The sequence below is a fragment of the Klebsiella sp. PCX genome (assembly GCF_021869705.1).
GTDB classification, from domain to species: Bacteria; Pseudomonadota; Gammaproteobacteria; order Enterobacterales; family Enterobacteriaceae; genus Klebsiella; species Klebsiella quasipneumoniae.
Genome location: NZ_CP091527.1, coordinates 1,361,625 through 1,382,075 on the forward strand (window position 1 = coordinate 1,361,625; position 20,451 = coordinate 1,382,075).

Genomic DNA, 20,451 nt, shown 5'->3' on the forward strand with positions numbered 1-20,451 from the left:
GGTGCCTTCGACTTATCCCTGCAGGCTTCGGGTCGGGCCGAGGCAGCGTCCCTGCAAAACACGGCCCTCAGCCCGCATCCATGCGGGCTGCCCCGGCCTGCCGGGAACGTCTCAGCGATGTTGAGGCCGCCAGCACCGGCAGTTTCAGCAGCCCCAGGACCCGCGGTGATTTGGGTTTGTAGGCCGGGTAAGGCGTACGCTGCCACCCGGCAAAAAGGCGAGCATATTAGCGAAAACAGGTTTGTCATCAGTCTCAAGGAATGCCTATGAACGTAACCCGAAAAGAGCAGCGCATTATTCAGCGCGCGCTGAATGCCTGGCAGGCCAGCGGGGAGTTAACCCCGGCGGACAGTCAGCGGCTGGCGCACACGCTGCGCGTCTCCCCCTTCGACTGGCGGCGCCTGAGCCGCTATGCCTTCTGGACCGCGCTGGCCTGCGTGCTGATTGCTCTGGGCAGTCTGTTTGCCGACAGCGAACTGGTGGCGTGGCTGCTGAGCCTGTTCAGCCACTCGGCGCTGACGCGGATCCTGCTGCCTGCACTGCTGGCAGTCGCCTGCTACGGCTGGGGTTTTCGCCGCCAGCAGCGGGAGACGCAGTGGCACTACAGCACCGAGGCGATTTTGTTTCTGGGCGTCGTCTTTACCGCGTTGGCGCTATGGCAGTTGGGTGAACGGCTGGATAACGGCAGCGGCCATATCGCGCCGCTGTTTCTGGCCGGATGCATGATTTACGGCGCTATCGGCTATGTTGCCCGCTCCGGGCTGGTGTGGCTTTTTTTTCTGCTGGCGCTGGGTAACTGGTTTGGCGCAGAAACCGGCTACGTCTCGGGGTGGGGCGCCTACTGGCTGGGCATGAACTACCCGATTCGCTTCGTCCTGTTCGGCGGCGCGCTGCTGGCGCTCTGCTACGGCGCGCAGTCCCTGCTTCGCCAGCGGCAGCTGTTTACCGTCAGCAAGGCGATGGGCCTCACGTATCTGTTTATTGCGCTGTGGATCCTGTCGATTTTCGGCAATTACGACGCTGACAGCTGGTACAACGTAAGCCAGGCGCGACTCCTGCCGTGGGGGCTGCTGTTTGCCGCGGCGGCCGGCGTCTGCATTTTTATCAGTCTGAAAACCGATGACGCAATGCTGCGCGGCTTTGGGTTAACCTTCCTGGCGATCAATCTCTATACCCGCTTCTTTGAGTTTTTCTGGAACGGGATGCACAAGGTGCTGTTTTTCCTGATCCTTGCCGTCTCGCTGGCGGTGATTGGCCGTTATGCCGAGCGCATCTGGCACGCGGGGAACGTTAAGCCATGAAAAATTAAGCGCTTTTAAAGAAGTGTGGCTGACGGCAGCGACGTCCTGCGCGAATTGTCGTATAAGCGAATTTTACGCTTTTGACAGGGGAGCGAGATGAACAAGGAGTCGATTTTTCGCCAGCTAGAACAACGGATCGCCGGGCGAGCGCTGACGGCGGAAGCGCTGGGCGAGTTTAACGCTATGGCCATTGCCGATAGCTTGAAGCAAAAACGCAGCATCATCAGCCATCATCTGAATAATCTCCATCGCGAGCAGCGGGTGGTCAAAGTGAATGGTCGCCCGGTGCTGTTTTTACCCGTTACCGTTCTGCGCGATCATCACCGCCTGGCGGTTCGGCACGGCGAATACGCCTCCATTCAGGCGCTGTGCGCGGAGCGTCAGGATAGTCTGGCGCAGCTGATTGGCGCGCAGGGCAGCCTGCAGGAAGCATTGCGCCAGTGCAAGGCTGCCATCAGCTACCCTGGCGCAGGTCTGCCGCTGCTGCTGCGGGGCCCTACTGGCACTGGGAAAAGTTTTCTAGCTCGCCAGCTCTGGCACTACGCAATAGATGAAGGCATTTTACCTGCCGATGCGCCTTTTACCGTATTTAACTGCGCCGAGTACGCGAATAATCCAGAACTACTGACCTCGAAGTTATTTGGTCATGCGAAGGGGGCCTTTACCGGCGCCGATAAAGCCGTTCCTGGTCTTATCGAGACCAGCAACGGTGGGGTGTTGTTTATCGATGAGGTTCATCGGCTGCCGCCCGAAGGTCAGGAAAAGCTGTTTCATTTTATGGATAACGGTAGCTGGCGCCGGCTGGGGGAGAGCACCGATGAGCGCAGCGCCACGGTGCGGCTAATTTTTGCTTCAACCGAGGATCTGGAAAAACATTTCCTGGCGACCTTTATTCGCCGTATTCCGGTAATTGTAAAAATTCTGCCGATCGCTGAACGCGGCCAATTCGAGCGGCTGGCGTTTATCCACCACTTTTTCCGCCGTGAAGCCCAGCGTTTGAACCACGATCTGGCGCTGGATGGCGAAATCGTCAGCCAGCTCATGCGTGAAACGCTTGAAGGAAATGTCGGTGGGCTGGAAAATTTGATTCGCAATATTTGCGCCAGCGCCTGGACATTTGGCGAACGTGATAGCGGTCTTTTACACATAAAAGCGGGTTTGCTGCCCGACCGATTACTGGCGGATGCGCCTTTTTCCCTTCAGCAAAATAGCGAGCGGGTTATGATTTACCGCGATGGCGACGCGCAGCCTCTTTTTTCTGGTCGTCACCATGAATACCAACGGCTAACGGAAAATATTTGTAGCCTGTGCGAGGAGTTGGCTCAGGATAATATTAGCGTGCGGACCTTTGAAAAGCTTATTTATCAGAACGTGACGCTCTATCTTGATGCGCTGATGAATCAGGAGAGTACGGTCTCTCTGCAGGACAAACGGCTGCGCTTTATTGAAGATGTGGGCAAAGCAATCGCTGTCAATTATGACCTTCAGCTAAATGTCGAATTCGCTTATCTTACCGGCCGCTACCTCACCAGCCTCCCTCTGGCGCCGCGTAGCGTTGCTGAGCCCGTGCGTCTGGTGATGCAGCGCTGGCTGGACTCCTCGGCGGGGCTGGCGCAGCGTATCGCGGAGAAACTACTGGATGTCGTCAATAATAAATACGATCTGCTCATCGATACGCTTGACCGCCTGGCGATTGCCGCTATCGTCAGCAATGCGATTGATGCGACCAGCGGCGGAAAAGTGAAAGCGCTGATAATCGCCCACGGTTATTCGACCGCCAGCAGCATTGCCGGCGTTGCCAACCGCCTGATTGGCGAAAAGATCTACCAGGCCATGGATATGCCGATGGAGGTGGCGTTTAACGATGTCAGTCGCGCCGTGGTTGATTATCTCCAGCATACGGACACGCGTGCGGGTGTGATGGTGCTTATTGATATGGGCTACACCAAGGAGATTGCCGATGCGCTTTTGTCGGTGATTCACGGCCCGCTGGTGGTGGTGGATAACGTCACGACCCGCATGGCGCTGAACGTTGCCAGCGAGATCGCGCTGGGAAAAAACATCGAACAAATCGCCGAAGAGATCGTGCCGCTTAATCAGTCGCGTTGGGATGTGTTCTGGCCCGCAGAAAAAAAAGAGCGTGCGCTGCTGGTGACCTGTATTACAGGTATCGGTACCGCATTTAAATTTAAAAATCTGATGGAGAAGAGCCTGCTCAACGATTTTGATATTAACATCATCGCCTGCGAGTATACGCGCTTAAAAAACAGTCGTACGGCGGTATCGTTGCTCCACCAGTATGAAGTTATTGCGGTCGTGGGTACCCACGACCCGCAGCTGGCCGGAGTGCCCTGGGTTGGCATTGAGGAACTACTTGGCGAGCTGGGGCATCGACATCTGAGTCAGCTCTTAAGTGGCTATCTTAATGAAAAGCAAATTGCGCTCATTAATAAAAATATGGTTCGTGAGTTTTCGCTGCATAACGTTGTCAACTCTCTGACGATACTGAATGCCGGAAAAACCATGGGTCATATCGAAACCATTATCGCTGAGTGGCAAAATACGCTTGGTTTTCATTTTAATAATAACTTAATTATCAGTTTATATGTGCATCTCAGCTGTATGATTGAGCGTCTGGTAATGCGTAATGAAATTAGCCATTATAAAGATCTTGAGCGATTTACCCGCCAGCATGGCGAATTTATTGCCATGGTGAATCACTCGTTCCAGCGCCTGAAAATACTCTATAACGTGGCGCTACCGGTAGCGGAAATTGGCTATATTCACGATATTTTTGAATTGCGTATTGAAGATTTTAGCTGGTAATTCTCAACGCAGCCCCGGAGAGTTACGCCGGGGCTGGCAGGCGGTTAGCGAATCAATATTCGACTTTCCACATATAGCGGCGGGTGGTCAGCGGGTGGTTGCGGGCGGTGGCCAGCGCCAGGTTGTAAACATCCAGTACGCAGTTGTGCAGCAGGCCGCAGAAATACTCGCGCACGCTGGCGTGCAGTGTGTCGATTCCCACCTTTTCCACGTCAATAATCTGCAGTTTTCCCTGGTAACGTTCGATAAAGCGGATCGCGCGGTCATCCAGCGGGCGTGTGCGGCCGCTGCTTTTTAATAAAATAAACGGCGTTCCCGCTTCGGTAATCTCAAAGGGACCGTGGAAATACTCGCCGCTGTGGATGCTGGCGGAGTTAATCCACTGCATCTCCAGCAGAATACAGATGGATTCCTGATGCGCGGCGCCGAATGAGGGGCCGCTGCCCATCATGTAGATGACCTTTTCGCTCTTCCAGGCTTCGGCAAAATGGCGCGCATCCGCCTGAACCTGCTGCTGAGCGCCGCGTACCACGGATTCAAAACTGGCAAAGGCGCTGACCATCTCATCGTAATGGGCGTATCCCTCAGTTTGCGTAAGCACTTCCAGCGCCAGCCACAGGCTGTATGCCGCTTTTTGCTGCGTCGGATCGACGGTTTCGGGATAGCGCGCCCAGCAGTATTCAATAGTGTAATCGCTGTGTTCGCACAGCGGCGTGCCGGGGGTATATACCAGTCCAATAGTGGCGGCGCCTTTCTGACGCGCGATGCGGGCGGCTTCCACCGTTTCAGCGGTGTTGCCCTGCTGCGAGGCGAGGATCACTACGCTGTTTTTACCTAACGCGTTCGGCGTCGCGTGGACAAATTCATTACTGGTAACATAGCCGACGGCCAGCTTTTTAGCTTCACAATCGAGAAAATATTTCCCCGGCCAGAAACCGGTTAATGAACCACCGCAGCCAACAAACCATACGCGCTCAATGTGCTGCTTAGATAAAATATCGCGAATAATAGTATGTGCGTTTTTATGAGCTATAGACATATTGGTCTCCTTGAGATGTAACGGGTCCTCCGCTGAATAGCGGATAACTTTTACTATGCGTCAATTAATTGGGTTGTTTACTTTTCATTTTCTGGTGGAACTGCGGATCCTTCGGTATCGCGGGATCGATGCCCTTCACTGGTGGCAGTCGGGCACAAACCATTTGTAACGGAATGATATATTCAAAGACCGCAAAGTCGGGATCGTTAATAAATGCGAAGGGCATATTTTTGCCGTTATTTTCGACTTGTGGACCAATGCGATAAATATGCTGAGTCCAGCCGCCAAGTATTTCCGCCAGGCGATCCTGACGCTCATCGGGAAACGGATCGAGCATGATCAGGGTAGAGCGCTCGTCGAAGGCGTTATAGATCCCGTGGATGAACTCCTCAAATTCGTAACCGGCAACCGGACAGCGTAGCGTTTCAAGCATCTTTAGCGCACCTTCCTGAACGGTGCCAAACAGCCTTGCCGGACCGGTCAGGCGAATGTCCGCGCTGTCGATAAGCGGTCGGGCATGATTGAGAACCCACGCCTGCGAGGCCTCAATGAGCGTCGGCAAATGATTAAACGTGGTATCCATGCGGATGAGTAGCGCTTTGCGCTCCTCATCGCTCAGGCGCCGCTGGCGACTGGCGACAGCAAGCGCCAGCAGCATCAGATTAAGTATGGTGCAGTGATACCCTTTGGTTTTAGCGCCAGCCCGCTCTTCTCCACAGGGTACTGTTAAGACCAAATCTGCCGCCCGGTCGATAACGGCTGGCGCTTCCCCGGCCATGGAAGCGGTAAGATGCCCGGCTGCCCGGGCGCGTTCCATTGCGGCGAGGGTAGAGAGGCTGCCGCCTCCCTGAGAAATGCCGATGACCAGCGCTTTGTCGCTGAGGGTCAGCGCCGAATCATCCAGCAGAAAAGGCCAGTAGACATCAACGGGGAGCCCGCACCACTGCTGCATAAACGAGCGGGCGGTCAGCGCGCCGTGATAAGAGGTACCGGAGCCGGTCAGGATAATACGCGTGATGCCGCGCTCCGTTAGCGCTTTCGCCGCCTGCCAGAGATCTTCCCGCGTCTGCGTCAGCATAGCGAGCAAACGGGCGGGTGTTTCATTCATATAGTCTTCTACGTGCATGGGTGATATTCCTCTTCTTAAAGCAGGCCTAGCGCGCTGGCCGCCATGCCAAACGCGACGGTTCCTAGCAGGATCCAGTTAATATTGACTCCCTTACGGATCAACTTGTACATCCCGAGGGTGAAAAGCAGCGGCAGCAGCGAAGGAAGAATTTTGTCAATAAACTCCTGCGCCTTCATGGTGGTCTGCCCGGCGGTAAAGCTGAGCGGGGTGGTGATATCTATCATGCTGGCGGTCATCGCGCCGACGACCATGAGGCCAACAATTGATGCGATATAGGTCACCCGGTCCATAAGGCCGCTTTGGTAAATTCTCATCAGCCAGGTCGTACCCGCCCGGTAGCCGAGCTTCAGGCCATACCAGCGGCACAAAAGATGCGGCAGGTTATAAACTAACAGCGCCAGTATCGGTCCCAGCAGGCTGCCCTGCTGGGCGAAATAGATACCCATCCCGGCGGCGATAACCTTTAATGATCCCCAGAAAATGGAGTCGCCGATGCCCGCCAGCGGTCCCATCAGGCTGGTTTTAATCGCGTTTATCGACTCCTCATTAAATTCGGGGTTACGCTGGTTCTCTTCTTCCATGGCAATCGACAGGCCGAAGATAAAGGTCGAGAGATGGGGCGTGGTGTTAAACAGCACCAGATGACGCTGCAGGGCGCGCCCCAGCTCCGTTGGGTCCTGATAGATACGCTTCAGGGCTGGCGACATGGCAAAGGCGTAGCCCATATGCTGCTGGCGCTCGTAGTTCCACGAGCCCTGTAGCGTAAAGGAGCGCCAGAACACGCTGCGTAAATCGCGGGCGGTGATGCGGCTTGCGTCATCGCTTTGCGGCTGGGTAGCGCCAGTCACAGTTTGCGTCATTTCGCTCATGATTAGCTCTCCTGCTGCTTAAGATTAAGGAACTGGCTGATGATAAATGCCAACACCACAGCGAACAGCGCAATGGCGATGATATCCAGTTTGGTATATGCCGCTATCAGAAATCCCAGACCGAGGTACGGCATCAGTTTGCTGCTGAGCATCATGCTGATCAGCAGGGCGAAGCCGAGCGCTGGCAGGATCTTACTGGCGACGATCAATCCGTTGGTTATCACCGGTGGAATGGCCTCCAGGAACCAGCTTACCGCCGAAGAACCAAGCAGAATGGCAAAAAAAACCGGTAGAAATCCGTTTAAAAAATAGAGTAGCGTCGGACCGGCGAGGTGCATCAGGCCGACCATTCGGGTATTACCCCGTGCCGCATAGCGATCCGCCAGATGACCAAAGCGGGCGTTCACCACGCGCACCAGGATGCCCAGCGTCTGCGCCAGCATTGAGACAGGGATGGCGATGGTGAGCGCAGCCTCCGGACCGCGGCCGGACATGATCGAAAACGCGGTGGCCAATACGGAGCCGGTCACGATATCTGGCGGGTGCGCGGCGCCGATGGCGACGTTGCCGAGGAAAATAAGCTCCAGCGTAGCGCCAATCAGAATCCCCTCATGCAAATTACCGCAGACCAGACCGGTGAGGGCGCACATCACCAGCGGTCGATCGATCATTGATACCCCAAGCAGGCGGCCATCAAGTATTCCCAGGGCGGCGATCAGGCCGAGTAACGTTGCGGTGAGCAACATAGTGACCTCCGAAGTTAAAGTTGGTCGTTAAGGAGTTCAGCCGAGTGGGCGGGTACCTGACGCATCTCCAGCCGAATGCCTTTTTCTTTTAGCGCTCTGCTATGGGCGATTTCCTCGTCGGTCAGATAGATGGCCTTGCCGAATTGTCTTGCCCCTTCCTTCTGTGGCAGACCACCGTAATTAATTGCGCTAATTTCCGGGATTTTTTCCACTAGCGCGAGGGTTTCCGCAGTATTGCCAAGGACCACCATGACTTTTTTATGATCCAACTTGCCGCTGTTAAGCTTTTCCGCCGCCTGTTCAACGGTGGCGATGTCCAGCGTGACGCCCGCTGGCTTTGCCAGGTTAAGCGACATCGTAATGAAGGCATCCGCCGCGGCTTTGGCGTTGGCGACGATGATATGGTCGATATCCAGCGCTCGGGTCCAGGCAAAAACCACCTGGCCGTGCAGCAGCCGATAATCAATGCGCACGAGTTTAATCATGAGATTCTCCCTGTGGGTCAGAGGATGGTTGTGTTATTAGAGGATTGATGAAAACAATGGATTCACGCGCCGCGCTGGTGGCGTAGATAATCGCGGCCTCGGTAGTGGCTTCTTCGCACAGCAGAAACTCCAGCAGCAAAGTCAGATTGATGCCGGCGACCACGAAAACGTTGCGATGTCGCATCAAGACGCTCACGGCGCTATTGTTGATACTGCCGCCAAGCAGGTCGGTGAAGATCACCACTTCATCACCATTCGCCTGGACGATGAGATGCTCCAGGGTTTGCTCCAGCTGTTCGGTGGTCACGATATCTTCGTCATAGGCGCAGACCGGGATAACGCCGTGTTCGTCGCCAATCAGCAGCGACAAACTGTTCACCAGTCCGCGAGCAAAATGGCCGTGGCTGGCCACATAGATATGTTTCACCCGGTTTCTCCTTCATCCAGATAGCGGTATCTGTTAAGAGCAAAGGGCGTGCCAGAAATAAAAAATATTATTTATCAATTAGTTAAACTAGCTGGTTCACACTAAAGGCGTTATTCCTGGCACAAGCGGGCTCATTAGCGCCAGAAACCTGGCACAAACGGCAGAAAAAGAGGGGAAAGAGTGGGGGAAGAAAGTCCCGGGCGAGACGCTGCTGCGCCATGGCCCGGGCGTTCCCGGCAGAAGGGAATTAAATCTCGGTAATGGTCGTCGACTGCGGCAGACGCGACTTCGGCAGGGTAGCGTTGAAATCCTCCACGCTATGGTGGCCAACCGGGACCACCACCAAGCTGGTGTAGCCCTTGGCTTTCAGGTCAAATTCCTCATCGAGGATCGCAAAATCAACCCCTTCGATCGGCACGGCGTCGAGGCCCATCGCCGCTACGCCCAGCAGGAAATTGCCGACGTTGAGATACACCTGCTTCGCCATCCACTGATCGTCATCTTTCAGCTCTTTGCGGTGCATATCGGCAAAGAAGGTGCGACCCTTGTGGTTAGCGGCTTTTGCGTCAGGAGTGGCGAAACGGCCATCGGCCTCTTCCTGATCCACGACGCGCTGCAGCCAGGCGTCGTCCATCGCGGTTTTCGCGCAGAACACCACCACGTGCGAGGCGTCAAGAATTTTACGTTCGTTGAACACGTAGGTACCGCTGGCGGCTTTCGCCACGCGGGCTTTGCCTTCATCGGTGCTGGCAACGATAAAGTGCCACGGCTGGGAGTTGGTGCTTGACGGGCTGTACTGCAGCAGCGTTTTCAGCTGTTCCGCTTCCCCGGCAGTCAGCTTTTTCGTGGCGTCAAAGGCCTTGGTGGAATAGCGCTTCAAAGCGACCGATACGATATCCATAACTCTTCCTCACAGTTTACAGCACCTTACCGGTGCGTTCAGGAGAGGAAGAGTACAGCGAAGATCGCAAAATGATAAGGGTGAAAAATGCGATAACACTTATCGCGTTTGGCTGAAAATCAGCGCGGACGCAGGCGCTGCTGCGCCTTTTTGCTCAGCTTGTTCACCACCTGGTGCCACGAATCGTCAATCAGCTCGGCCAGCAGATCCTCGCTGATGTCGTCGCCCGGCACCACCGTGATCCAGTGTTTCTTGTTCATATGGTAGCCGGGTTCGATACTGCGATAAATTTCCTGATTGAGCAGCGACTTCTGCGGCTCGGCCTTCAGGTTGACCAGCGCCCGCCCGCGAATGGTCATGGTGATCATAAAGATGCGGCCGTCGACCTTAAACACATCGTACTCCGGCCCAAAGGGCCAGCAGTGTTCGGTAAACGGGTAGGTCAGGGCGATACGGTGAGCGCAGGGATGCAGTGTTTCCGGCGTCATTAGGCGTCCGCCTCATGCAGGGCGTTCCACATGGCTTCAAAACCGAGGGCGATAATCTCCCGGGCGCGCTGCGGATCGTGGCTGGCGAATTCGATGGTGGTTTCCGCCAGCGACAAAAACAGGGCGTCGCCAAAGGCGCGATACGCCTCGCTGAGGAATATCTCTTTCACCGACAGCTGGCACATTTCGTTGAGCTCCGGAAAGCTCTCTTTCACCTGGCGGCGGGTTTCGTCAGTGATGCGCTCGCTGAGCGCCATACGGCGGATCGCCTTGTGCTCCATCGGGTTGCGCACGCCCCAGTCGATATAGCTGTTCCAGATATTGCGCGCGTTCTCTTTCGGGCGCTTCTCGTCCGGATCCAGCCCGGCGATCATGGTGCGCACCAGGCGCAGCTTAATGGCGAGGTATAGTTCGTTGAGCAACTCATCCTTGGTAGCGAAATAGCGAAACAGCGTCCCCTCGGCCACACCGGCGCTGCGGGCGATGGCCGACGTCGAGGCGGCGATGCCGGACTGGGCGAAAGCCGCGGTGGCAGCTTCCAGTAACGCTTGCTTTTTATCTTCACTCTTTGGACGAGCCACTACTTTTTTCCTCACGCAGGTTTAAACAAACCGCCGATCTTTGCACGTCTGACCTGGTTGCTGCAACGGCGGAACGCAAAAATTGAAAATCGTCTTGACGACTTTCATCACATTCCTAATAATGAGTGCGTACTCACTCATAATCAAGTTATATCATAAAGCCTCCGGGATGGGGGCTTTTGTCTGGTCAGGATATGAACCGTGTCACTTTCAGCGTGGTCGCCATCATGTTACTCGCAGCAGCAACGACATTGCCGTTTGTCCTCAATGCCGGTTTTGGTAAGGCGCCGCAGGGGGCACAGCTTAGCCAGGTGGAAGCGTCCCCCCACTACCGGGATGGCCAGTTCCATAACCAGCTGCCCACGCCGGGGTTCACCGGGCAAAAAAATATGCTGGCGGCATGGTGGGATTTCCTGATGACTAAACGGGAAAACGCCCGTCCCGCGCAGCCGCTGCCGCTGGTGAAGACCGATCTGGCGACGCTGCCCCTCGGGCAGGACGTGATGGTCTGGCTCGGCCACTCCTCCTGGTATCTGCAGCTGGCGGGAAAACGCATCCTGATCGACCCGGTGTTCAGCGATTATGCGGCGCCGTTCTCCTTTATTAATAAAGCTTTCCCCGGCGACTATCCGTGGCGGGCGGAAGGGATGCCGGAGATCGATCTGCTGATCATCTCCCACGATCATTACGACCATCTGGATTACGCCACCATCCGCGCTCTGCTGCCGAAAATTAAGCGGGTCATTACGCCGCTGGGGGTTGGCTCGCACCTGCGTTACTGGGGGATGGACGGGGCGCTGATTACCGAAGCGGACTGGCAGCAGGCGATTCCGGTTAACGACGAGCTCACCGTCCACGTCCTGCCGGCGCGGCACTTTTCCGGCCGTGGGCTGAAGCGCAACCAGACGCTGTGGGCCAGTTTTCTGTTCGTTACCCCGCAGCAAAAGATTTATTACAGCGGCGACAGCGGCTATGGGCCGCACTTTAAAGCGATAGGCGATGAATTTGGTCCGGTCGATCTGGCGATCATGGAGAACGGGCAGTATGACCAGGACTGGAAATATATTCACATGATGCCGGATGAAACAGCTCAGGCCGCCGACGACCTGCGCGCTCGCGCGGTGCTGCCTGGGCATGCAGGACGATTCGTTTTGGCGAAACACAGCTGGGATGAACCGTATCAACGGCTGGCGGCTGCCAGCGAAGGAAGGGCCTGGCGTCTGCTGACGCCTGTGCAGGGCGAGCCGGTGTGGGTCGCCGATAAGACGCAATCATTTAACGCCTGGTGGCGCTAAGCGCCAGTGCAGTATCAGAGGAGAGAGCATATGACGATTTCCGCTCAGGTGATTGATACTATCGTCGAGTGGATTGATGACAACCTGCATCAACCGCTGCGTATTGATGATATCGCTCGCCATGCCGGGTATTCGAAATGGCATCTGCAACGGCTGTTTTTACAGTATAAAGGGGAGAGCCTGGGGCGCTATATTCGCGAAAGGAAGCTGCTGCTGGCCGCCCGCGATCTGCGTGACACCGATCAGCGGGTCTACGATATCTGCCTGAAGTATGGCTTCGATTCGCAACAGACCTTTACCCGCGTCTTCACCCGGACCTTCAATCTGCCGCCGGGCGCCTACCGTAAAGAGAACCACAGTCGCGCCCACTGAGGCGCGCCCTTCCTGGTTTAGAGTTCGAGCGAAAACCAGCGACGCCACACCCAGCGCAGCACCAGATACTCAATGGCGCCCAGTGCTAAGAACCACAAACAAAACAACACCGTATAAAGCTGGTTGAGATCCATCATATGGAATGTCTCAACCAGCTTTTGCGCCAGCGTCAGGCCCAGCGACGGCGCGGGCAACAGCAGACAGGAGAGCAGAGCCAGGAGCAGGATCCCGGCGGCGGAGAGGAGCGTTTCCAGCGGATGTTTCATGTCATGTTAATCATCAGTTAAAAAACATATTGTCCGGCAAAATAATCCCTAACGCAATATGCTTTGTATTTTACTCGCCTTAATGCGCCTCTGTTTAATATTATGGTCTGCCTTTTATTCCCATGTTAATTAATCTGAAATAATTTGTAATTAAATTAAAATCAGTCTCCTGTAAATTACTGTCATTATTATGCCAGCGCTTTTACAAAACTATAAGTGCTATATCCCACCAGCGTGGCAGCGATGATGGCCAGCAAGATGTACAGCGCCAGACGGCGTCCGCGGTAGATTCCAAACATATTTAACCTCGTTTAGTTTTGGTTTATTAATATTCTGTAATAGTTGTCTCGTGGAATTAACTTACCACATATTTTTTATTTTGCGAAAAATTTAGGCTTGTATTGGTTCACATTTTTATCGGCTTTTTCGCCACCTTTTACTGCATTGGCCAGGAATGATTTCAGGCTTTCCGACTCACGGAATTTATAAGGAAAATGTAATTTGACCAAGATGAATAACCCAAAGTTTACGACGCCCTCGGGCGACACCGCGCCACGGCAGGTCTGGCAGCAGACCGTTGACGCAGTGCTGGCGCAGACCAAAAGCCAGGCCGCTGGGTTAAGTTCCGCAGACGCCGCCGAGCGCCTGAATAGCTGTGGGCCGAACGCGCTGCCGGAAAAGAAAGGGAAACCGGCCTGGCTGCGCTTTCTTGCCCACTTTAACGACGTACTGATTTACGTGCTGCTGGCCGCCGCGGCGCTGACCGCCATCATGGGGCACTGGGTCGATACCCTGGTGATCCTCGGCGTGACGGTGATTAACGCCCTGATCGGCCATATCCAGGAGAGCAACGCCGAAAAGTCCCTGCAGGGGATCCGCAACATGCTCTCCAGCGATGCCCGCGTCCAGCGTAACGGCAAACATGAGACTATCCCGACGCGCGACCTGGTTCCGGGGGATATCGTTATCCTGCGCGCCGGCGACCGCGTGCCGGCGGACATGCGGCTAATTGAAACGCACAACCTGCGGGTGGAAGAGGCGATCCTCACCGGCGAGTCGACGGTGGTGGATAAAATCACCGACGCGCTGGAAGGCGACCTGCCGCTGGGCGACCGGGTGAACATGGTCTTCTCCGGGACCACCGTCAGCGCCGGCGGCGGCGTCGGCGTGGTGACCGCCACCGGCGCGCAGACCGAACTCGGCCACATTAACCAGATGATGGCGGGCATTGAGAAGCACCGCACCCCGCTGCTGGTGCAGATGGATAAGCTCGGCAAAGCGATTTTCGTCATTATCCTCGCTATGATGGTGGCGCTGTTTATCTTCAGCCTCGCGCTGCGGGATATCCCGATGGGCGAGCTGCTGCTGTCGCTGATTAGCCTGGCGGTGGCCGCGGTACCGGAAGGACTGCCGGCGATCATCTCAATTATTCTGTCGCTCGGCGTGCAGACGATGGCGCGCAAGCGGGCGATTATCCGTAAGCTGCCGACCGTGGAAACCCTCGGCGCCATGACCGTGGTCTGCTCGGATAAAACCGGCACCCTGACGATGAACGAAATGACCGTCAAGGCGATCATCACCGCCGACTGCTGCTACCGGGTGGAAGGCGACAGCTATGAGCCGCAGGGGCGGATCTTCCTTGAGGGGAGCGATGAGCCCGTGCAGGTTCAGCCGGGTACCGTGCTGGAGACCTGGCTGCGCACCATCGACCTGTGCAACGACAGCCAGCTTATCCAGGATGAGCGCGGCCTGTGGGGGATCACCGGCGGGCCAACCGAAGGGGCGCTGAAGGTGCTGGCGGCGAAAGCGCAGCTCCCGGCGGTGGAGGCCCGTCTGGTGGCCAAGATCCCCTTTGACTCGCAGTACAAATATATGTCCACGCTGCAGCACATCGATGGCGATGCCCGGGTGTTAATCACCGGTGCGCCGGACGTCATCTTCGGCATGTGCCGTGAGCAGATGAGCCGCCAGGGCGCGGTGCCGTTCGAGGCGCAGTACTGGGAAGAGGAGATGGCGCGCTTCGCCCGTCAGGGGCTGCGCATGGTGGCGGCGGCCTGTAAGCCGGCCAGCCTTGATGCCACCACGTTGAACCATGAGGATCTGCAGGAGGGACTGATTTTCCTCGGCATAGCCGGGATGATGGATCCGCCGCGTCCGGAAGCTATTGACGCTATCCACGCCTGCCAGACCGCCGGCATCCGCGTGAAGATGATCACCGGCGACCACCCGCAGACGGCGATGAGCATCGGCCAGATGCTGGGGATCACCAACAGCAGCCAGGCCATGACCGGCTACCAGCTGGAGCACATGGACGATGCGGCGCTGGCGAAGGCGGCGGTGGAGTACGACATCTTTGCCCGCACCAGTCCGGAGCATAAGCTGCGCCTGGTGAAAGCCCTGCAGGATAACGGCGAAGTGGTCGGCATGACCGGCGACGGCGTCAACGACGCGCCGGCGCTGCGCCAGGCCGACGTGGGTATCGCGATGGGTATCAAAGGGACCGAGGTCACCAAAGAAGCGGCCGATATGGTGTTGACCGATGACAACTTCGCGACCATCGCCAGCTCGGTGAAAGAGGGGCGCCGGGTCTATGACAACCTGAAGAAGACCATCCTCTTCATCATGCCGACCAACCTGGCGCAGGGACTGCTTATCATCATCGCCCTGCTGGCGGGGAACATGATTCCGCTGACCCCGGTGCTGATTCTGTGGATGAACATGGCGACGTCGGCGACGCTCTCCTTCGGCCTGGCCTTTGAGGCCGCGGAGCGCAACGTGATGAACCGCCCGCCGCGTAAAACCGGCCAGCACGTGATGGATGGTTTCGCCGTGTGGCGGGTGGCTTTTGTCGGGTCTATGATTGCTATTGCCGCCTTTATCCTTGAGGCCTGGCTGGCGCCGCGCGGTCACAGTTCGGAGTTTATCCGCACCGTGCTGCTGCAGATGCTGGTGACGGCGCAGTGGGTCTACATGATCAACTGCCGCAGCAGCGACAGCTTCTCCCTGAGCATGGGCCTGCTGCGCAACAAAGGCATCTGGCTGGTGACCGGTGTCCTGCTGCTGATGCAGCTGGTGATTATCTATGTCCCGCTGATGCAGAACATGTTTGGCACGGAAGCGCTGCCGCTGCGCTACTGGTTTGTCACCCTGGTCATCGGCATCGCCATGTTCCTGGTGGTGGAAATCGAGAAGCGTCTGACGCGCCGGTTCCGCAAAACGGCCTGATCGATCTCGCGCGCCTCGCCGCAGGCGCGCGTTACTGTCGCAAGGATCCCCTATGATTAAAACCTTCCGCTTTGCGCTGCTGGCTAGCGCCCTGGCCAGCAGCGCCCTGACGGCCACCGCCGCGCCGGCGGTGCCGGTCCGCGTCGCCACGGCCGAACTGGCTCCTCATGCTGAAGAACGCGCCATCCCCGGACGGGTCGAGGCAATCCGCGCCGTCGACATTCGCGCGCGCACCGAAGGGGTGATTGTTCAGCGCCACTTCCAGGACGGGCAGTATGTGACCGAGGGCGACCTGCTGTTTACCCTCGACGACGCACAGCCCCGCGCGGCGCTGGCCCTGGCGCAGGCCGAGCTGAAAAGCGCAGAGGCCTCATTACGCCAGTCGCAACAGCTGCTCACTCGCTACGAGCGACTCATCAACAACCACTCCATCAGCCGCAACGACGTCGACACAGCCCGGATGCAGCGCGACGTCGCCGCCGCCGCCGTGCAGCAGGCGAAAGCCCGCGTCGAGGCCCAGCAGATTGTGCTCAGTTATACCCGGATTGCGGCGCCGGTGACCGGACGGGTGGGCCACAGCGCCTTTCACGTCGGGACGCTGATTAACCCATCCAGCGGAGTGCTGGTGGACATTGTGCAGCTGGATCCGGTGCGGGTGTCGTTCGCCCTCGACGAAGCCGCGTTTTTCAGCAAAACCGGCCAGCATGCCGACATCCACGCTCTGAAGCAGGCGTGGCTGGCGCAGATTGACGTGGATGGCAAACGGCGCGATGGGGTATTGACCTCCATCGATAACCGGATTGACGCCCGCACCGGCAGCGTGGCGGTGCGGGCGGAGTTCGCCAATCCGCAGCACCGTCTGCTGCCGGGGGGCAGCGTAACAATCCTGTTCCGTCCGCAGGAGCTGCAGTCACGGGTGATGATCCCGGCCGCCGCCGTGCAGCAGGATCCGCAGGGCTTTTTCAGCTGGGTGCTGAAGCCGGACCATACCGCCGGGCAGCGTCGTCTGACCCTCGCCGGGCAGCAGGGGCAGCAGTTTGCGGTTGAGAAAGGGCTGCAGGCGGGCGAGCAGGTGATCACCGACGGCGCGCAGCGTTTACGCGAAGGCGCCGCGGTACAGGTGCTGAACTAAGTAAGGAGAAGGGATGCTGACCTTTTTTATCCGTCGTCCGCGATTTGCCATGGTGATCGCGCTGCTGCTGACCTTTGTCGGCGCGGTGTCGCTGAAGCTGATCCCGGTGGAGCAGTACCCGGCGATCACGCCTCCGGTGGTGAACGTTACCGCCAGCTGGCCAGGCGCCAGCGCGTCAGACGTGGCGGAGGCTATCGCCGCCCCGCTGGAGACCCAGCTCAACGGCGTCGATCATATGCTGTATATGGAGTCCACCAGCTCGGATGAGGGAACGTACCGCCTGAGTATTACCTTCGCGGCGGGCACCGATGCCGACTTGGCGGCGATCGACGTGCAAAACCGGGTGTCGCAGGCGCTGGCGCAGCTCCCGGCGGAGGTGCAGCAGAATGGGGTCCAGGTACGCAAGCGCGCCAGCAACCTGCTGATGGGGGTAAGCCTTTATTCGCCGCTGGGCACGCTGTCGCCGCTGTTTGTCAGTAACTACGCCAGCACCCAGGTACGCGAGGCGCTGGCGCGCCTGCCCGGCGTCGGCGAGGTGCAGATGTTTGGCGCCCGGGATTACAGTATGCGCATCTGGCTGCGTCCGGACCGCATGAACGCCCTCAACATCACCACGGATGACGTTGCCCAGGCGCTGCGCGAGCAGAATGTGCAGGGCGCGGCGGGGCAGGTGGGCACCCCGCCGGTATTCAACGGTCAGCAGCAGACGCTGACCATCAACGGGCTGGGGCGTCTGAACGAGGCGGCCAGCTTTGGCGAGATTATCCTCCGCCGCGGCGCGCAGGGGCAGCTGGTTCGCCTCGCTGACGTGGCGACCATTGAGCTGGGCGCCCGCAGCTACAGCTCCGGCGCGCAGCTGAACGGTAAAGCGTCGGCCTATCTGGGTATCTACCCGACGCCCACCGCCAATGCCCTGCAGGTCGCCAGCGCAGTGCGCGCTGAGCTTAACCGCCTGCACACCCGCTTTCCGGCGGATCTCACCTGGGAGGTGAAGTTCGATACCACCCGCTTTGTGGCGGCGACGATCAAAGAGATCGGCGTCTCGCTGGCGCTGACCCTGCTGGCGGTGGTCGTGGTGGTGTCGCTGTTCCTGCAGAGCTGGCGGGCGACGCTGATCGTAGTGCTGGCAATCCCGGTGTCACTGATCGGCACCTTTGCGGTGCTCTATCTGCTGGGCTACAGCGCCAACACCCTCAGCCTGTTCGCGATCATTCTCGCCCTGACGATGGTGGTGGATGACGCCATTGTGGTGGTGGAGAATGTGGAAACCAAAATGGCGGAAGGGCTGGATCGCCTGCAGGCCACCGCCCAGGCGCTGCGGCAGATCGCCGGGCCGGTGATCGCTACGACCCTGGTGCTGCTGGCGGTGTTTGTGCCGGTGGCGCTGCTCCCGGGGATCGTCGGCGAGCTGTACCGGCAGTTTGCCGTGACGCTCTCCACCGCGGTGGCCCTGTCGAGCCTGGTGGCGTTAACCCTAACCCCAGCCCTCTGCGCGCTACTGCTGCGCCCGCGTCCCGCCCGGCCGGCGGCGGTGTGGCGGGCGTTTAACCGTCTCCTCGACGGCACCCGCGACGGCTATGGCCGGCTGGTTGGCTGGATGAACCGCCGCCCCTGGCTGGCGCTGGCGGCGACGGTCGCGGCGGGCGCGCTGGTGGCGTTCAGCTTTAGCTCAATGCCGAAAGGCTTCCTGCCGCAGGAAGATCAGGGCTACCTGTTTGCCAGCGTGCAGCTGCCGGAGGCGGCGTCGCTGGAGCGTACCGAAGCGGTGATGGCCCAGGCGCGCAAGCTGCTGATGGCTAACCCGGCGGTGGAGGATGTGATTCAGGTGTCCGGCTTCAACATTCTCAACGGCACCAGCGCCTCTAACGGCGGGTTTATCTCGGTAATGCTCAAGGACTGGCATCAGCGGCCGCCGCTGGATGCGGTGATGGCGGATATCCAGCGCCAGCTGCTGTCGCTGCCGGAGGCGACGATCATGACCTTCGCGCCGCCGACCCTGCCGGGCCTGGGCAATGCCTCGGGATTTGACCTGCGCATCCTGGCGCAGGCCGGTCAGTCGTCGGCGGAGCTGGAGCAGGTGACGCAGGAGATCCTTCAACTGGCGAAACAGCATCCGCAGCTGAGCCGGGTGTTTACCACCTGGAGCAGCAACGTGCCGCAGCTGACCCTGACGGTCGACCGCGATCGGGCGGCGCTGCTGGATGTGCCGGTGGCGCAGATCTTCAGCAGCCTGCAGACGGCGTTCGGCGGCACGCGCGCCGGTGATTTCAGCCTTAACAACCGTGTCTATCATGTGGTGATGCAAAATGAGATGCAGTGGCGCGAGCGGGCTGAGCAGATTAGCGAGCTGTACGTCCGCAGCCGCGACGGCGAGCGGGTGCGGCTGAGCAATCTGGTCACCATTACGCCGACGGTGGGGGTGCCGTTTATTCAGCAGTACAACCAGTTCCCGTCCGTGTCGGTGAGCGGTTCAGCGGCCGAGGGGGTCAGCAGCCGTACGGCGATGGCGGCTATGGAGCAGATTCTGCAGGCCCATCTGCCGCCGGGGTATGACTACGCCTGGAGCGGCATCTCCTGGCAGGAGCAGCAGACCGGCAATCAGGCGGTGTGGATCGTGCTGGCGGCGGTGGCGATGGCGTGGCTGTTCCTGGTGGCGCAGTATGAGAGCTGGACGCTGCCGGCGAGCGTCATGCTTTCGGTGCTGTTCGCCATCGGCGGAGCGCTGCTCTGGCTGTGGACGGCGGGCTATGCCAACGATGTGTATGTCCAGATAGGACTGGTGCTGCTGATCGCCCTGGCGGCGAAGAATGCGATTCTGATCGTTGAGTTTGCCCGCAGCCGGCGCGAAGAGGGATTGTCGATAGTCGACGCCGCGCGCGAGGGCGCCACCCGCCGCTTCCGCGCGGTGATGATGACCGCGGTGTCGTTTATTATCGGCATCATGCCGATGATGCTCGCCACCGGCGCCGGGGCGCAGAGCCGGCGGATCATCGGCACCACGGTGTTCAGCGGAATGCTGGTGGCGACGATGGTTGGCATCCTGTTTATTCCTTCGCTGTATGTTCTGTTTCAGCGTATGCGCGAGTGGGCACATCGGCGGGGGTAAGCGCGGCGTTACCGGTCGGTAACGGGGATACTCCAGGCTGCAACGACTACCGGGCGGTCCCCTCTCCCTTAGGGAGAGGGGGAGGGTGAGGGGGGGTTTTGCGTTCACGTTGCGTTTGGGCGTGAGCCCCGCCTTATCTGCCGACCTCCGGTTAGCCGATTTCAGCGGGAATCGGCCCTGCTGCACGCCCGTAGATTTCAGGGGCCATATCATAGCGAACAGACTCTGTAGGCCCGGTAAGCGCAGCGCCACCGGGCAAGGAC

Annotated in this window: 17 protein-coding genes; 7 read left to right on the forward strand and 10 right to left on the reverse strand. The window is 58.4% G+C overall.

Features of this window, described 5'->3' with window-relative positions; translation table 11 throughout:
- Nucleotides 1-266: 266 nt before the first annotated feature.
- Both GQR96_RS06345 and GQR96_RS06350 read left to right on the forward strand, forming a co-directional pair.
- Nucleotides 267-1,301, forward strand: coding sequence for a hypothetical protein (locus tag GQR96_RS06345; protein ID WP_049004319.1), 1,035 nt, complete (start codon nt 267-269; stop codon nt 1,299-1,301).
- Between the two features lie 96 nt (nt 1,302-1,397).
- Entirely contained in the window at nt 1,398-4,127 is a 2,730-nt protein-coding gene (locus GQR96_RS06350; protein WP_069734255.1) for a sigma 54-interacting transcriptional regulator, read from the forward strand.
- Between the two features lie 52 nt (nt 4,128-4,179).
- Here the strand turns inward: GQR96_RS06350 and GQR96_RS06355 are convergent, their stop codons facing one another.
- From GQR96_RS06355 to GQR96_RS06395, 9 genes are all read right to left on the reverse strand, one after another.
- Entirely contained in the window at nt 4,180-5,166 is a 987-nt protein-coding gene (locus tag GQR96_RS06355; protein WP_069135131.1) for an SIS domain-containing protein, read from the reverse strand.
- A 64-nt stretch (nt 5,167-5,230) separates the two neighbouring features.
- Nucleotides 5,231-6,292 (reverse strand): glutamine--fructose-6-phosphate aminotransferase, encoded by a 1,062-nt coding sequence (locus GQR96_RS06360; RefSeq protein ID WP_004176977.1) that lies wholly within the window; start codon nt 6,290-6,292, stop codon nt 5,231-5,233.
- A 17-nt stretch (nt 6,293-6,309) separates the two neighbouring features.
- Nucleotides 6,310-7,164 carry a PTS system mannose/fructose/sorbose family transporter subunit IID gene (locus tag GQR96_RS06365; protein WP_004176976.1) on the reverse strand — a complete coding sequence of 285 codons (855 nt, stop codon included), beginning with the start codon at nt 7,162-7,164 and terminating at the stop codon, nt 6,310-6,312.
- 2 nt (nt 7,165-7,166) lie between these two features.
- Nucleotides 7,167-7,910, reverse strand: a complete 744-nt coding sequence (locus GQR96_RS06370; RefSeq protein ID WP_004202480.1) for a PTS mannose/fructose/sorbose/N-acetylgalactosamine transporter subunit IIC — start codon at nt 7,908-7,910, stop codon at nt 7,167-7,169.
- Nucleotides 7,911-7,924: 14 nt separating this feature from the next.
- A complete protein-coding gene (locus GQR96_RS06375) occupies nt 7,925-8,395 on the reverse strand; it encodes a PTS sugar transporter subunit IIB (protein ID WP_004202482.1) in 471 nt (156 codons plus the stop codon).
- Complete coding sequence (locus tag GQR96_RS06380) at nt 8,388-8,822, reverse strand: PTS sugar transporter subunit IIA (RefSeq protein WP_002893017.1); 435 nt, start codon at nt 8,820-8,822, stop codon at nt 8,388-8,390. The genes GQR96_RS06375 and GQR96_RS06380 overlap by 8 nt, the downstream gene beginning before the upstream one ends.
- Before the next feature lie 247 nt (nt 8,823-9,069).
- Nucleotides 9,070-9,723, reverse strand: coding sequence for an oxygen-insensitive NAD(P)H nitroreductase (gene nfsB / locus GQR96_RS06385; RefSeq protein ID WP_004202485.1), 654 nt, complete (start codon nt 9,721-9,723; stop codon nt 9,070-9,072).
- Between the two features lie 119 nt (nt 9,724-9,842).
- Nucleotides 9,843-10,211, reverse strand: a complete 369-nt coding sequence (locus GQR96_RS06390) for an MmcQ/YjbR family DNA-binding protein (protein ID WP_004202487.1) — start codon at nt 10,209-10,211, stop codon at nt 9,843-9,845.
- Nucleotides 10,211-10,792, reverse strand: a complete 582-nt coding sequence (locus GQR96_RS06395; RefSeq protein ID WP_017899014.1) for a TetR/AcrR family transcriptional regulator — start codon at nt 10,790-10,792, stop codon at nt 10,211-10,213. The genes GQR96_RS06390 and GQR96_RS06395 overlap by 1 nt, the downstream gene beginning before the upstream one ends.
- Nucleotides 10,793-10,971: 179 nt before the next feature.
- Here GQR96_RS06395 and GQR96_RS06400 point away from each other — a divergent pair, with 179 nt between their 5' ends.
- Together GQR96_RS06400 and GQR96_RS06405 are read left to right on the forward strand one after the other, a co-directional pair.
- The gene (locus GQR96_RS06400) at nt 10,972-12,087 is read left to right on the forward strand and encodes an MBL fold metallo-hydrolase (protein ID WP_025999133.1); all 1,116 of its coding nucleotides are present in this window, start codon (nt 10,972-10,974) and stop codon (nt 12,085-12,087) included.
- A gap of 30 nt (nt 12,088-12,117) precedes the next feature.
- Nucleotides 12,118-12,459 (forward strand): RamA family antibiotic efflux transcriptional regulator, encoded by a 342-nt coding sequence (locus GQR96_RS06405; protein WP_004202492.1) that lies wholly within the window; start codon nt 12,118-12,120, stop codon nt 12,457-12,459.
- Nucleotides 12,460-12,476: 17 nt separating this feature from the next.
- Here the strand turns inward: GQR96_RS06405 and GQR96_RS06410 are convergent, their stop codons facing one another.
- The gene (locus GQR96_RS06410; protein WP_069135128.1) at nt 12,477-12,725 is read right to left on the reverse strand and encodes a DUF1158 domain-containing protein; all 249 of its coding nucleotides are present in this window, start codon (nt 12,723-12,725) and stop codon (nt 12,477-12,479) included.
- Between the two features lie 501 nt (nt 12,726-13,226).
- Between GQR96_RS06410 and GQR96_RS06415 the strand changes: the two genes are divergently transcribed.
- From GQR96_RS06415 to GQR96_RS06425, 3 genes are read left to right on the forward strand one after another with little or no spacing between them, the layout of a single operon-like run.
- Nucleotides 13,227-15,950 carry a cation-transporting P-type ATPase gene (locus GQR96_RS06415; RefSeq protein ID WP_004202496.1) on the forward strand — a complete coding sequence of 908 codons (2,724 nt, stop codon included), beginning with the start codon at nt 13,227-13,229 and terminating at the stop codon, nt 15,948-15,950.
- A gap of 52 nt (nt 15,951-16,002) precedes the next feature.
- Nucleotides 16,003-17,082: an efflux RND transporter periplasmic adaptor subunit gene (locus GQR96_RS06420; protein ID WP_004202498.1), complete on the forward strand. Its 1,080-nt coding sequence runs from the start codon at nt 16,003-16,005 to the stop codon at nt 17,080-17,082.
- Between the two features lie 13 nt (nt 17,083-17,095).
- Nucleotides 17,096-20,188, forward strand: a complete 3,093-nt coding sequence (locus GQR96_RS06425) for an efflux RND transporter permease subunit (protein WP_065903720.1) — start codon at nt 17,096-17,098, stop codon at nt 20,186-20,188.
- The last annotated feature ends 263 nt before the right edge of the window (nt 20,189-20,451 follow it).

Excerpts from the sequence above, each read along its gene's own strand:
- GQR96_RS06355 (WP_069135131.1), bottom strand. The coding sequence starts at position 5,166 with ATGTCTATAGCTCATAAAAACGCACATACTATTATTCGCGATATTTTA.
- GQR96_RS06425 (WP_065903720.1), top strand. The coding sequence starts at position 17,096 with ATGCTGACCTTTTTTATCCGTCGTCCGCGATTTGCCATGGTGATCGCG.
- GQR96_RS06370 (WP_004202480.1), bottom strand. The coding sequence starts at position 7,910 with ATGTTGCTCACCGCAACGTTACTCGGCCTGATCGCCGCCCTGGGAATA.
- GQR96_RS06375 (WP_004202482.1), bottom strand. The coding sequence starts at position 8,395 with ATGATTAAACTCGTGCGCATTGATTATCGGCTGCTGCACGGCCAGGTG.
- nfsB (WP_004202485.1), bottom strand. The coding sequence starts at position 9,723 with ATGGATATCGTATCGGTCGCTTTGAAGCGCTATTCCACCAAGGCCTTT.
- GQR96_RS06350 (WP_069734255.1), top strand. The coding sequence starts at position 1,398 with ATGAACAAGGAGTCGATTTTTCGCCAGCTAGAACAACGGATCGCCGGG.
- GQR96_RS06420 (WP_004202498.1), top strand. The coding sequence starts at position 16,003 with ATGATTAAAACCTTCCGCTTTGCGCTGCTGGCTAGCGCCCTGGCCAGC.
- GQR96_RS06345 (WP_049004319.1), top strand. The coding sequence starts at position 267 with ATGAACGTAACCCGAAAAGAGCAGCGCATTATTCAGCGCGCGCTGAAT.
- GQR96_RS06405 (WP_004202492.1), top strand. The coding sequence starts at position 12,118 with ATGACGATTTCCGCTCAGGTGATTGATACTATCGTCGAGTGGATTGAT.
- GQR96_RS06360 (WP_004176977.1), bottom strand. The coding sequence starts at position 6,292 with ATGCACGTAGAAGACTATATGAATGAAACACCCGCCCGTTTGCTCGCT.
- GQR96_RS06410 (WP_069135128.1), bottom strand. The coding sequence starts at position 12,725 with ATGAAACATCCGCTGGAAACGCTCCTCTCCGCCGCCGGGATCCTGCTC.
- GQR96_RS06390 (WP_004202487.1), bottom strand. The coding sequence starts at position 10,211 with ATGACGCCGGAAACACTGCATCCCTGCGCTCACCGTATCGCCCTGACC.
- GQR96_RS06365 (WP_004176976.1), bottom strand. The coding sequence starts at position 7,164 with ATGAGCGAAATGACGCAAACTGTGACTGGCGCTACCCAGCCGCAAAGC.